At 59.9% G+C, this 12,673-nt stretch carries 14 protein-coding genes; 9 read left to right on the top strand and 5 right to left on the bottom strand.

The window, feature by feature from the left end:
* Window positions 1-36 precede the first annotated feature (36 nt).
* Complete coding sequence (locus PSH79_RS06305) at window positions 37-501, top strand: DUF2269 family protein (protein ID WP_305441757.1); 465 nt, start codon at window positions 37-39, stop codon at window positions 499-501.
* A gap of 77 nt (window positions 502-578) precedes the next feature.
* On the opposite strand, the gene PSH79_RS06300 is transcribed toward PSH79_RS06305, so the two are convergent.
* The 4 genes from PSH79_RS06300 to PSH79_RS06285 all read right to left on the bottom strand — a co-directional run bounded on the left by PSH79_RS06300 (window position 579) and on the right by PSH79_RS06285 (window position 3,280).
* On the bottom strand, window positions 579-1,337 hold the full coding sequence (locus tag PSH79_RS06300; RefSeq protein ID WP_305441756.1) for a collagen-like protein: 759 nt from the start codon (window positions 1,335-1,337) through the stop codon (window positions 579-581).
* Window positions 1,330-1,611: a DUF1145 domain-containing protein gene (locus PSH79_RS06295; RefSeq protein ID WP_187679469.1), complete on the bottom strand. Its 282-nt coding sequence runs from the start codon at window positions 1,609-1,611 to the stop codon at window positions 1,330-1,332. The genes PSH79_RS06300 and PSH79_RS06295 overlap by 8 nt, the downstream gene beginning before the upstream one ends.
* A 161-nt stretch (window positions 1,612-1,772) precedes the next feature.
* On the bottom strand, window positions 1,773-2,495 hold the full coding sequence (locus PSH79_RS06290; protein WP_305441755.1) for an OmpA family protein: 723 nt from the start codon (window positions 2,493-2,495) through the stop codon (window positions 1,773-1,775).
* Between the two features lie 89 nt (window positions 2,496-2,584).
* Window positions 2,585-3,280 (bottom strand): OmpA family protein, encoded by a 696-nt coding sequence (locus tag PSH79_RS06285; protein ID WP_305441753.1) that lies wholly within the window; start codon window positions 3,278-3,280, stop codon window positions 2,585-2,587.
* 199 nt (window positions 3,281-3,479) lie between these two features.
* Between PSH79_RS06285 and PSH79_RS06280 the strand changes: the two genes are divergently transcribed.
* From PSH79_RS06280 to PSH79_RS06265, 4 genes are all read left to right on the top strand, one after another.
* Window positions 3,480-3,977 (top strand): DUF6231 family protein, encoded by a 498-nt coding sequence (locus PSH79_RS06280; RefSeq protein ID WP_305441752.1) that lies wholly within the window; start codon window positions 3,480-3,482, stop codon window positions 3,975-3,977.
* 4 nt (window positions 3,978-3,981) lie between these two features.
* A complete protein-coding gene (locus PSH79_RS06275) occupies window positions 3,982-4,458 on the top strand; it encodes a YchJ family protein (RefSeq protein ID WP_305441751.1) in 477 nt (158 codons plus the stop codon).
* 113 nt (window positions 4,459-4,571) lie between these two features.
* Window positions 4,572-5,066, top strand: coding sequence for an LEA type 2 family protein (locus PSH79_RS06270; RefSeq protein ID WP_305441750.1), 495 nt, complete (start codon window positions 4,572-4,574; stop codon window positions 5,064-5,066).
* Window positions 5,063-5,266, top strand: a complete 204-nt coding sequence (locus tag PSH79_RS06265) for an SEC-C metal-binding domain-containing protein (protein ID WP_123342457.1) — start codon at window positions 5,063-5,065, stop codon at window positions 5,264-5,266. Before PSH79_RS06270 ends, PSH79_RS06265 begins: the two co-directional genes overlap by 4 nt.
* 179 nt (window positions 5,267-5,445) lie before the next feature.
* Here the strand turns inward: PSH79_RS06265 and PSH79_RS06260 are convergent, their stop codons facing one another.
* The gene (locus PSH79_RS06260) at window positions 5,446-6,003 is read right to left on the bottom strand and encodes a cysteine hydrolase family protein (protein ID WP_305441749.1); all 558 of its coding nucleotides are present in this window, start codon (window positions 6,001-6,003) and stop codon (window positions 5,446-5,448) included.
* A 192-nt stretch (window positions 6,004-6,195) separates the two neighbouring features.
* Between PSH79_RS06260 and PSH79_RS06255 the strand changes: the two genes are divergently transcribed.
* The 4 genes from PSH79_RS06255 (at window position 6,196) to PSH79_RS06240 (ending at window position 12,634) form a co-directional block, all read left to right on the top strand.
* Entirely contained in the window at window positions 6,196-8,646 is a 2,451-nt protein-coding gene (locus tag PSH79_RS06255; RefSeq protein ID WP_305441748.1) for a penicillin acylase family protein, read from the top strand.
* A 191-nt stretch (window positions 8,647-8,837) separates the two neighbouring features.
* Window positions 8,838-9,872: a ligase-associated DNA damage response exonuclease gene (locus PSH79_RS06250; RefSeq protein WP_305441747.1), complete on the top strand. Its 1,035-nt coding sequence runs from the start codon at window positions 8,838-8,840 to the stop codon at window positions 9,870-9,872.
* On the top strand, window positions 9,869-11,557 hold the full coding sequence (locus PSH79_RS06245) for an ATP-dependent DNA ligase (protein ID WP_305441746.1): 1,689 nt from the start codon (window positions 9,869-9,871) through the stop codon (window positions 11,555-11,557). The genes PSH79_RS06250 and PSH79_RS06245 overlap by 4 nt, the downstream gene beginning before the upstream one ends.
* Before the next feature lie 294 nt (window positions 11,558-11,851).
* The gene (locus PSH79_RS06240; RefSeq protein WP_305441745.1) at window positions 11,852-12,634 is read left to right on the top strand and encodes a transporter substrate-binding domain-containing protein; all 783 of its coding nucleotides are present in this window, start codon (window positions 11,852-11,854) and stop codon (window positions 12,632-12,634) included.
* Window positions 12,635-12,673: the final 39 nt, after the last annotated feature.

Genomic DNA, 12,673 nt, shown 5'->3' with positions numbered 1-12,673 from the left:
CCCGCTAATTAATCCCGCGCAGAACGGAGTGCCCCAATGACACCTTTTAGCCTCGTTTATCCGCTGCATGTGCTGGCCGCTCTGGTCTGGGTCGGCGGCATGTTTTTCGCCTGGATGGTCTTGCGCCCCGCGGCTATGAAGGCTCTGGACGGGCCCGCGCGACTGACCTTGTGGGTGGAAGTGTTTCAAGGTTTTTTCCGCTGGGTCTGGGTCGCAGTGATTCTTTTGCCGATCAGTGGTGTGGGTATGTTGCATTTGCAGCAGGTCGGGTTTGAGACCGCGCCGAAATATGTTCAGGTGATGATCGGGCTGTATGTGGTGATGACGGCGCTGTTTATCCGGATTCAGGGCTTGATGCTGCCGGAGCTGCGTAAGGCGGTTGAAGCCAAGGACTGGCCGGCGGGTGCGGCGGTGCTGGGACGGATCCGGCGGGTGGTGGGGATTAATCTGATTGTCGGGTTGGTGCTGGTGGCGATTGCGGCGGCGCGGCCGATGTTCTGAAATTCAAAAGCCCCTCACCCTGACCCTCCCGAAACGTCGGACCGCCCGGAGGGAGAGGGCTGGGGTGAGGGCTTGCCTTAGAGACGTTGCACGGTAACCGCACCCGCCGCCCCAACCGGCCCAGGCTGTCCATCCGCCCCGGCCTTGCCGTTCTTGCCGCCATCGGCGCGATACACCAGGCAGCCTTTGGACTTGCCGCCCTTGCCTGCCTTGCCGCCTACACCCGCCGGGCCACCCGCACCGCCAGCAACGTTGACCTTGATCAGCTCAGTCGGGAACTCGCGCGGCACTTCCAGCCGCACCAACGCACCCGGAGCGCCCGGTTGACCGTCACTGCCGTCACCGCCATCCGCACCGTGCCCGGCCGAGCCATAAGTGCAGCCCGGATCTTCACCGTTACCACCATCAAGACCGACAAAACCCGGCGCACCGGTGCCACCACGGGCATCCACTAACAGTTGCGGCGCGTTCAGTGCCTTGAATTGCAGATTCAGATTGCGCCCGGCACGGGCGGCTTTTTCGTAGGTGCCCGGCGCACCGCGCGCGGTGATCTGACTGCCTTCGCTAAAATCTGCACGAATGACCTTCATCTCCAAAGCCTGTTCACCCGGAACGATGGCGATGCGTGCTTCATGACCGAGGCGCAATTCGCCGACACTCAGTTCGGTCACGTTGGCCGGAACCAGCAAGGTGCCGTAATCGGCCACTTCCAGTCGCTCGAGCTGCAAGGTGCCAGCGGTGTTGGGCAGACGCATCAGGGAATTGGTTTCGACACTCACCACTTGGGCGCAGGCCAAAGGGCTGATAAAAACAGCGAGCAGACACAATTTACGCATGGGAAGAAGCCTCCGGAGCGGCCGGGGCCGGGATGGTTTGCAGATGGAATACGCCGAACAGCAGGATGCGGCCACGATCACGCCAAGGGTGCGGGCGCCCCTTGAGGCTGCGATTGCACAGCAGCACTTCGAACACATGGATCAGCAACAGCAGAGCGCCGGCCAGATTGACCAGCAGATGCAGCGGATGTACGAACGGCACCAGCTGATTGGCCAGTACCACGCAGCAGAACAGCAGGGTCAATAACCGCCCCAGCCCCCAGAACACTTTCATACGCTCCCCCGTGTTGCGAATTATTCTTTGGGCGCACAGTAACGGCTTCTGCGGGGGATAAGCCAGAGGGAAAAATGAAAAATCTTTGCCGAGCCGCTAAATGGCTGCCGGATCGACGATGATCGCCCCGGCAGCTCTAGCTCGCGGACTACAGACACCTCCTAACGATTGATGTGCAGCTCCACCCGACGGTTTTGCGCACGCCCCTCGTCGGTTGCGTTATCGGCCACCGGCTCACTCTCGCCTCGTCCTTCACTGGTCAGTTTGTTCGGTGCCAGCCCCTGACTCAGCAAATAAGCCGCGACACTGCTGGCGCGCCGTTCCGACAATGCCTGGTTATAAGCATCCGATCCTTTGCTGTCGGTATGGCCGATGACCTTGATGCTGACCACATCGGCATTACGCAGTTTGTCCATCAGCGTATCGAGCTGGGCTCTCGCCGACGGCGTCAGGTCGGACTTGTCGAAATCGAAGAGCACATTGCCGGCATCGCTCAACGTGATGACTTCGGTTTGCGGGGCCGGTTCGACCGGTTTCTCGACGACCGGATATTGCGGCAGCGGGCAACCACGGTGATCGACCGGGGTATTGGCAGGTGTATCGGGGCAACGGTCGCGGCGATCGAACACGCCGTCGTCGTCTTTATCGCCGTCCTGGGCATAACAGATCAGTCCGCCGGTAAGGATCCCCAGCGCAGCGCCGCCACCGGCCCAGCCAGCACTTTCAATAGCGCCGAGGCCGCCACCGACCAGCCCGCCGATAAGGCTGCAGATCGGCCACGTACGTTGATTGAGGGGTGCAGTGCCATCGCTGTGAGTGGCGCAACCGGTGAGCAAGCTGCCAAGCAGCAGCACCGGCAAGACGGACCTTGAGAAAACAGTCATTGTGAAAGCTCCTGTGTCACCGGCCCATACCGGTTACACAGGAGTAAAGACCCGCATCCGCGACTGCACAAGCCGCGGATGCAAGAGGGCTAGCGGTTGATTTTGATTTCGGTACGACGGTTCTGCGCACGGCCGTCAGCGGTTTTGTTGTCCGCGACTGGCTGGCTTTCACCGGCGCCGGTCACCGAAACGAAGCTGCTTTGCGGTACGCCGCTCTCAACCAGGTACTTGACCACCGAGTGCGCACGACGATCCGACAGTTTCTGGTTGTAGGCATCGCTGCCCACGCTATCGGTATGACCGGTCACGGTCAGTTGCGCGGTAGAGGATTCCTGTTTCAGGCGCGTAGCGACCTTGTCGAGCACCAGTTTGTCAGGGCCGGTCAGCGTGGCTTTGTCGAACTGGAAGTGAACATCGCGAATGACAATGGTTTCTTCCTTGACCACGACAGCTTCTTCAACCACGGGTGCAGGCACGGGTGGAGGGCAACCGTCAGCATCGACCTGAACGCCTTTTGGCGTGCCCGGGCACTTGTCGCGACTGTCCGGTACACCATCGCCGTCTTCATCGCCATCACCGTGCACCCAGCAATAGGCCGCTGCAGTACCGCCGATAATTAACGCACCATATCCGGCCCACGCCGAACTCTCGGTAGCGCCAAGACCGGCACCGACGACACCACCGACCGCCGCACAGGTCGGCCAGTCGGTTTTCTGCAAACCTGCGCAACCAGTCAACACACTGGTTAGCAGAACCAAGGGTAATGCTGTCCGAACTATGCTCATCTAGTTTTCTCCTGAGGGATCGGCTTAAAACCGATTCAGGGAGTAAAGACCGGAGTTTTAATCTCCGCCAGCAATAGGCCATTGCTGTTTGCGACCGTGTTCACAGGACTTTGGCGCATTTGCCGCAAACCGGCGTGGTCAGGCTCTTTGCCGCCGCAGTCAGGCAGGCTAGTCTTGGCGGTCTGATTGAGGAGCTTCGATGAACGTCGCCATTTCTTCCCGTACGCCGCAACAGGCGTTGGCCGCTTTGCTGGATCGCTACGCCCCGGCGCGTCTGCTGTTGATCGGCGCTAGCGAATTTCCGGCGCTGACTGCTTTCAAACACGCCCACCCGGACACCTGCGTGGCCCACGCCGCTCCCGGGGCCTTGCCAGCAGAGCTGGCGGCGCGGCGCTTCGATCTGGCGCTGGTGGTCGATTGCCTGGAACATTTGCCCAAGCGTGACGGCCTGAATCTGTTGGGAGGAATCCGCAACCTCAACGCCAGTCGCATTGCGGTGCTGGCGGATCTGTCGGCCAGCGGCTGGCAGGAAACCGATTTCTACTCGCTGGCGCTGCAAGCCAGCGAACGCTTCCAACGCGACGATCAAGTGCTGACCCTGTTCACCTATGATCTGCTTGACTACAAACAAGTCCCCGACTGGCTCAATTCAAGGTTCTGGGCCAATCCGGAAAACTTCGGGAAATACTGGTGGTAATGCAATGAGTACAGCCATTTGCCCTTGCGGCAGCGGCAATCTGCTGGATGCCTGCTGCGGTCACTATCACGAAGGCCTGCCGGCGCCGTGCGCGGAAGCCTTGATGCGTTCGCGCTACAGCGCTTATGTGCTGGGCCTGATCGACTATCTGGTGGCGACCACCCTGCCCGCTCAGCAAGCAGGGCTGGATCGCCAATCGATCAGTGCCTGGAGCGCGCAAAGCACCTGGCTCGGCCTCGACGTCGAAAGCTCGGAAGTCTTCGGCGGCCAGCCTGAACACGCCTTCGTCACCTTCACCGCGCGCTGGCATGACAGCCAAGGGGAACACAGCCACCGCGAACGCTCTTCATTTGTGCAGAACGCCGGGCGCTGGTACTTCATCGACCCGACTGTGCAATTGAAGCTGGGGCGCAATGACAGTTGCCCGTGCGCAAGCGGGCTGAAGTTCAAGAAGTGCTGTGCGGGGTATTTCGGCGCTTAAGATCAAAAGATCGCAGCCTTCGGCAACTCCTTCACGGGATTTCGTTCACCCTGTAGAGCTGCCGAAGGCTGCGATCTTTTAGCGTCTAGACTGGCAGCAAAGGGAGTAAGTGCATGCTCGGTCGTTGGCGCACATTCAAATTCGTGACTTTGCTGCTGTTTCTGGGCCTGGGTGGTTGCGCCTCATGGTTCAGCGACGAAAGCGTCGACCCCGCCGTGCACTTGGTAAAAGTCGAAGTGGTGCGCGCCAAGTTGCTCGAGCAGAAGTTCATCCTGCACTTTCGCATCGACAATCCAAACGACAGCGACTTGACCGTGCGCGGCCTGGAATACCGCATTCATCTGGCCGACATGCTGCTGGCCGAAGGCGAGCATAAACACTGGTTTACCGTCGGCCCCAAACGCAGCGCGTACTTCAAGGTGCCGATCCGCACCAATTTGTGGCCAAAGGTAAAGGACGTGGTGAAAATGCTGAAAAAACCGGACCAGCAGATTCCCTATCGTTTGCAGGGCGAAATGGAAACCGGTTTATTCATCGCCCACTACGTGCACCTTGAGCGCAATGGCGTGATAATCCCCGCCGATTTAATTCCGGAGCAACACCGATGACTCAGCAACCTCATGTCCATGGCCCTGACTGCAACCACGATCACGACCATCAACACGATCACGATCATGGCCATGTGCACGGCCCGAACTGCGGCCACGCTCACCAGGAACCGGTGCGCAACGCCTTGAAAGACGTCGGCCGCAACGACCCTTGCCCATGCGGCAACGGCAAGAAATTCAAGAAGTGCCACGGGGCTTGATGCCTTGGGCGAAGAGTTTCTTCGCCTGACATATCGCCATCGCGAGCAGGCTCGCTCCTACATTTCGGATACAGCGCGATCTTTGTGGGAGCTGGCTTGCCAGCGATGAGGCCGATATTTACAGCATTGATGTCGCCTGACACACCGCTATCGCTGGCAAGCCAGCTCCCACAGGTTTCTCAGTCTGCCGCCAGAATCTGTGCAGCACTGACCACCGTCGCATACTCCCCCTGCAAATTCCCCAGCGACATCCCGTGCACCTCTTCGGCTGAACGCGGCGTGCCGAAATAATCGGCCTTGTCGAAGGTGAAGCACGCATCCTCCGCCACCCAGGCATCAAACCCCAGATTGCCCGCCGTGCGCGCTGTCGACTCCACGGAGTTGTTGGTCGCCACGCCAACGATGACCAGTTGCCGGATCCCCGCCTCCCGCAATCGCGACTCCAACCCGGTGACACAAAATGCATCCGGCACTTGCTTGCGGATCAGCCACTCACCGTCCTGGGGCAAAAACCTCTGCTGAAACTCCACCCCTTCCTGCTCAGGCCAGAACACCGAATCCGGCGAACGCGACAGATGCTGCACATGAATCACCGGCCGCCCACTTACCCGCCAGAGCCCCAGCAGATCAAGGATTCGTTCTTCAGCCTGTGGATTGTTCCTGCGCCCCAATCGCGGCTGCAAGATGCCTTTTTGCTGGTCGATGATGATCAGTGCAGCGTTGGCCTGCAGTTCCATAGAGGTCTTCTCGCGAGGGTCGTTTGATTGCCCGCACTTCAACATCCCTCCCTTCACCTAAGCAAGTCATGAAACGATCATCGATCAGCGGCAAGAAATAACCACTCGCCCCGCTTGCGCGGCCACCTCCTGCTCACTAACGTAGCGGCTTTATTGCGCCCCCAGCCTCGACACCCCCGCAGGAGCTTTGACATGGCCTCGCCAGCCCTTACACATTTTCTTCCCCGGTTCGGCGTTGCCGCAGCAGTGACCGGTGTTTTGAGCCTGTCCGGTTGCCAGACCTGGAACGCTCAGGACACCCTCCCACCCAACTCCGGCGTGCAACCGCTCAAGGGGCTGGCGCAGAACGTTTCGGTGCGCCGCAATGCCATGGGCATGCCGTTGATCGAAAGCAGCAGCTTCCATGACGCGCTGTTCTCACTCGGTTATGTCCACGCCAGCGACCGCATCAACCAGATGGTCACCCTGCGCTTGCTCGCTCAGGGCCGTCTGGCGGAAATCTCCGGTGCCTCGATGCTCGACGCCGACCGCTACATGCGCGCGGTCAATCTGAAAAAAAGCGCCGGCGAGCTGTACAAGGCCTCGTCGCCACGCCTCAAACGCTTCTTCGAAGTCTATGCGCGCGGCGTCAACGCCTACCTGTTCCGCTATGCCGACAAACTGCCGGGCGACCTCGCTACCAGCGGCTACAAGCCGGAATACTGGAAGCCGGAAGATTGCGCGCTGATTTTCGCCCTGCTGAACTTCAGCCAATCAGCCAACCTCCCGGAAGAAATCTCGTCACTGGTGCTCGCGCAATCCGTGACCACCGACAAACTCGCCTGGCTGACCCCCTCCGCCCCGGACGAAGATCTGCCGCTGGCCGAAGCCGACAAGCTGCAAGGCCTCAAGCTCAACGGGCAAATCCCCGGTCTGAGCGAGCTGAGCAGCGCCAGCCAGCAACTGTCGACGCTAAACCTGCTCGGCACCACCTCTTCGAACAACTGGGCGATTGCCCCGCAACGCAGTCGCAGCGGCAAAAGCCTGCTGGCCAGCGACAGCCATGGTCCATTGGCTGCACCGTCGCTCTGGAGCTTCGTGCAGATTCGCGCGCCTAAATATCAGGCTGCCGGCGTGACCGTTGCCGGCTTGCCGATGGTACTCGGTGGTTTCAACGGCAAAGTGGCGTGGAGCATGACCAGCGTGCTCGGCGACAACCAAGACCTTTTCCTGGAAAAAATCCGTCGTCAGGGCAGCACGCTTTCCTACGAAGTAAATGGCAAATGGCAGCCTGTAGGCGTGCGCAACGAAACCTATTTCGTCAAGGGTCAGCGACCGATTCGCGAAGCGGTGTACGAAACCCGCCATGGCGCGCTGCTCAACAGTGCCCAGGCAGCGGCGCAAGGCAACGGTTTTGGCTTGGCCTTGCAGACGCCGAGCTTCACCGACGACAAAACCCTGGACGCATTTTTTGATCTGAGTCGTGCGCAGAACGTTGAGCGCGCCTCGGACGCGAGCCGCGAAATCCGCGCGATCGCGCTGAATCTGGTGTTCGCCGACGCCAGCAATATCGGCTGGCAAGTCACCGGACGTTTCCCCAACCGCCGCGAAGGCGAAGGCCTGCTGCCGTCGCCGGGCTGGGAAGGTCGTTACGACTGGGACGGTTACGCCGACCCGATGCTGCACCCATACGATCAAGATCCGGCGCAAGGCTGGCTCGGCACTGCCAACCAGCGCGTCATTCCCCACGGCTACGGCATGCAACTGTCGAACTCCTGGGCCGCGCCGGAACGTGGTGAACGTCTGGCCGAACTGGCCGGTAGCGGCAAGCATGACAGCCGTAGCGTGATTGCCATGCAGTACGACCAGACCACCACGTTTGCCGCCAAGCTGAAAAAAGTGTTCGAAACGCCGGGGATGAAACAACCTCTGAAACAGGCGATAGACGCCCTGCCGGAAACCGATCGCAGCAAAGCCCGCGAGGCGTTCACCCGGTTGATGGCGTTTGACGGCAAACTCAGCCCGAACTCGGCAGATGCGGCGATTTATGAACTGTTCCTGCAAGAAAGCATGAAGCAGATTTTCCTCGACGAACTCGGCCCCGAGTCCAGCCCGGCGTGGAAAGCGTTTATCGGCAATGGAGATTTGTCCTACGCAGCGCAGGCCGATCATCTGCTGGGGCGCGAGGACAGTCCGTTCTGGGATGACCTGCGCACGCCGCACAAAGAGGACAAAGCGGTGATTCTCGCCCGCAGCTTCGCGGCAGCGATTGCCGCTGGCGACAGCCAGTTGGGTGGCGATCACAAAGCCTGGCAATGGGGCAAATTGCACAGCTACGTGTGGAAGAACGCCAATGGCCAGACTGTTCGTGGGCCGCTGGCGGCTGGCGGCGATCACACCACACTGAATACTTCGGCGTTTACCTGGGGCCAGGACTTCACCACCACGCGCGCGCCGTCGATGCGTTTTATCGTCGACTTCGGTCAGGCCGAACCGCTGATGGGACAGAACGGTACGGGGCAGTCGGGTAATCCGGTCAGCCCGAATTACCTCAATGGCATTGATCAGTGGCTGAAAGGGCAGTACATCGGGTTGCCGATGCAGCCACAGAACTTTGATCGGGTTTACGGGAAGACACGTCTGACTCTCACCCCCGGCAAATAAACGCAGACTCCCTTGTAGGAGTGAGCCTGCTCGCGATAGCGGTCTGACAGTCAAAATTGATGTGTCAGGCACACCGCTATCGCGAGCAGGCTCACTCCTACACGGCTTTGTGTCGTCCTGAAAAAAATCCATAGAACTTCTGACCCCGCCCAAACCTCATAGCTAACAAGCCCCCCATTTCTGGTAACGACATGGATCTTGTTATCGCCCGCCCCGAAGGTTTGTACTGCCCCGCCGGGGATTTTTATATCGATCCGTGGCGGCCGGTGGAGCGTTCGGTGATCACCCATGCCCATGGCGATCACGCCCGCACCGGCAACCAGCATTACCTGGCCAGCAGCGCCAGCGAAGGAATTCTGCGCGCGCGTCTGGGTCAGGACATCAACCTGCAAACCCTCGCCTACGGCCAACGCCTCACCCACCATGGCGTCACCCTGAGTTTCCATCCAGCCGGGCACGTGCTCGGTTCGGCCCAGGTGCGTCTGGAATACGGCGGCGAAGTCTGGGTTGCCTCAGGCGATTACAAGATCGAGCCGGACGGCACGTGCGCACCGTTTGAACCGGTGCGCTGCCACACCTTTATCACCGAATCGACCTTCGGCCTGCCGATCTACCGCTGGCAGCCGCAAGCGCAGGTGTTCAGCGAGATCAACGAGTGGTGGAAAGCCAATATCGCCGTGGGCAAAGCCAGCGTGTTGTTCTGTTATTCGTTCGGCAAGGCTCAGCGCATTCTCCACGGCATCGACGAAACCCTCGGCCCGATCCTCAGCCACGGCGCGGTCGAGCCGTTGAACCGGGTTTATCGCGAAGCAGGGGTGTATCTGCCGCCGACGATCTACGCCGGTGACGTGAAAAAAAGCGATCCGATTATGCGCCAGGCCTTGGTCATCGCCCCGCCATCGGCAGGCGGCAGCACCTGGATGCGGCGGTTCGGCGACTTCAGCGACGGGTTCGCCAGCGGCTGGATGCGTTTGCGCGGCACCCGCCGGCGGCGCGGGGTTGATCGCGGTTTCGTGCTGTCCGATCACGCCGACTGGCCGGGTCTGCTTTGGGCGATCAACCAGACCGGCGCCGAACGAGTGATGGTCACCCACGGCTCAATCGGCGTGCTGGTGCGGCATCTGCGCGAACAAGGCCTCGATGCCAAAGGCTTCAACACTGAATACGGCGATGACGAAGAAGAAAACATCGCCTTCGCACCGACCGTCGCCGAGACGCCAGCATGAAGGCCTTCGCCGAGTTGTACGCCGAACTCGACGCCACCACGTCCAGCAACGCCAAACTGGCAGCGATGCAGGCTTACTTCGCTCAGGCCGAACCGCAGGATGCGGCATGGGCGGTGTACTTTTTGTCCGGTGGTCGGCCACGGCAACTGGTGCCGGTGCGGATCCTGCGCGAACTGGCAGTCGAGGTGTCCGGGCTGACGCCATGGCTGTTTGAGGAAAGCTATCAAGCGGTCGGCGATCTGGCGGAAACCATCTCGCTGGTGCTGCCGGAAAATCCGCACAGCTCCGACGCCGGTCTGGCTGAATGGATCGAGGACAGACTGCTGACATTGCGCGGTCAAACACCGGAGTTCCTGTCACAGCAACTGCCAGCACTTTGGGCGCAGCTGGATCGGCCAAGCCTGATGCTGTGTATCAAGCTAATCACCGGCAGCTTTCGCGTCGGAGTGTCGAAACTGTTGGTCACCCGGGCACTGGCCTCAATGGCCGGGCTCGACAGCAAGCGCGTGGCCCAGCGTCTAGTGGGCTACACCGACCTGTCCAACCGGCCGAACACCACCAGCTATCTTAAGTTGATTGCGCCAGAGTCTGCTGATGAGCATGCCCAGCGCGGCGGCCAGCCCTACCCGTTTTTCCTCGCGCACGCCTTGGCACAACCGGTCGAAGAGTTCGAAGCGCTGATCGGCCCTGCAAGCAATTGGCAAGTGGAGTGGAAGTGGGATGGCATCCGCGCGCAGGTGGTCAAGCGTGACGGCAAATTGTGGGTGTGGTCCCGGGGTGAAGAACTGGTTACCGAACGTTTTCCCGAACTTGATGTGCTGGTGCACGGTTTGCCCGATGGCACGGTGATCGACGGTGAAATCGTGGTGTGGAAAAGTACCCACCCACTTACTGAAGACGCCTTTGATCCGCAGTCGCCAGAACCGCCAGCGGTGCAACCGTTCGCCCTGCTGCAACAACGGATCGGCCGCAAAACCCTCGATAAAAAAATCCTCGAAGACGTCCCCGTCGTGGTGCTCGCTTACGACTTACTGGAATGGCAGGGCGAAGACTGGCGCAACCAGCCGCAGGCCAAGCGGCGCGCGCAGTTGGAAGACGTTATCGCCCGGTGCAACAGCCCGGTGCTGCTGCCCTCCCCGGTGCTGACCGGTACGGATTGGTTCGACCTCGCCCGCCAGCGCGAAGCCTCCCGACGCCTGGGCGTCGAGGGCATGATGCTCAAGGCCCGCGACTCGCTGTACGGGGTCGGTCGCACCAAGGACATGGGGGTTTGGTGGAAATGGAAAGTTGATCCGTTCAGCGTCGATGCCGTGTTGATTTACGCGCAACGCGGCCATGGCCGTCGCGCCAGTCTTTATAGCGATTACACCTTCGCCGTTTGGGATGGCCCACCCGAGTCCAGCGAGCGTGCGCTGGTGCCGTTCGCCAAAGCCTATTCGGGCCTGACTGACGAGGAAATGCGCCAGGTCGACAGCATCGTGCGCAAGACCACTGTGGAAAAGTTCGGCCCGGTCAGCAGTGTGAAGCCGAGCCTGGTGTTCGAATTGGGCTTCGAGGGCATCGCCCTGTCACGCCGGCACAAGAGCGGGATTGCCGTGCGCTTCCCAAGAATGCTGCGCTGGCGGCAGGATAAAACCGTGGAAGAGGCGGACAGTCTGGCGACACTTCAAGATCTGCTCGCCTGACCCGGTTTACGGGGACAAGCAAGACCTGGAATGAAAGGTTTATCTGTGGTGATCAATCCCCTCACCACAGCTACCGCTGCCATTCAAAACCCTCCACGCTGATCCGAAATGGTGCGGACCATTTCCAGCGCCCATTTCCGTGCACCAATCCCCGCCTCATCTATCAATCCCCACCTTTTAAAACACTTGTTCGGGACTCTGGTTCGGAAATTGCTACTTTCTATAGGTCGTACGCGTTCCAGTAACAATAATTCTGCGCCACAAGCGCTCATATTGGTTCTTAGGGATTGAATAATGAAAAAAGCATTGCTGACCCTTTCTGCACTGGCGTTGTGCATGGCCGCCGGCTCCGCGCTGGCCAAGGAATACAAAGAGCTGCGCTTTGGCGTTGACCCTTCGTACGCACCGTTTGAGTCGAAAGCGGCCGACGGCAACCTGGTGGGCTTCGACATCGACCTGGGCAACGCGATCTGCGCCGAACTCAAGGTCAAGTGCAAGTGGGTTGAAAGTGACTTCGACGGCATGATTCCGGGCCTCAAAGCCAATAAATTCGACGGTGTCATCTCGTCGATGACCGTGACCCCGGCGCGCGAAAAAGTCATCGACTTCTCCAGCGAGCTGTTCTCCGGTCCGACCGCTTACGTGTTCAAGAAAGGCTCGGGTATCACCGCAGACGTTGCGTCTCTGAAAGGAAAAACCGTCGGCTACGAGCAAGGCACCATTCAGGAAGCCTACGCCAAAGCCGTGCTGGACAAGGCCGGCGTGAAAACCCAGGCCTATCAGAACCAGGATCAGGTGTATTCCGACCTGACGTCCGGCCGTCTCGACGCCGGCATCCAGGACATGCTGCAAGCCGAATTGGGCTTCTTGAAGTCGCCAAAGGGCGCCGACTATGAAGTCAGCAAGCCGGTCGACAGCGAATTGCTGCCTGCCAAAACCGCTGTCGGTATTAAGAAAGGTAACACTGAGCTGAAAGCGCTTTTGGATAAAGGTATCAAAGCGTTACACGATGATGGCACCTACGCCACCATCCAGAAGAAACACTTTGGCGATCTGAATCTGTACAGCGGCAAATAATGCCCCGGCGCCCATCCTCGATGGGCGCCTTTTCCATCC

This window comes from Pseudomonas sp. FP2196 (assembly GCF_030687715.1).
GTDB lineage: Bacteria > Pseudomonadota > Gammaproteobacteria > Pseudomonadales > Pseudomonadaceae > Aquipseudomonas.
The sequence above is the reverse complement of the archived record's forward strand: the minus strand, read 5'-3'. Positions and strand labels throughout refer to the sequence as shown.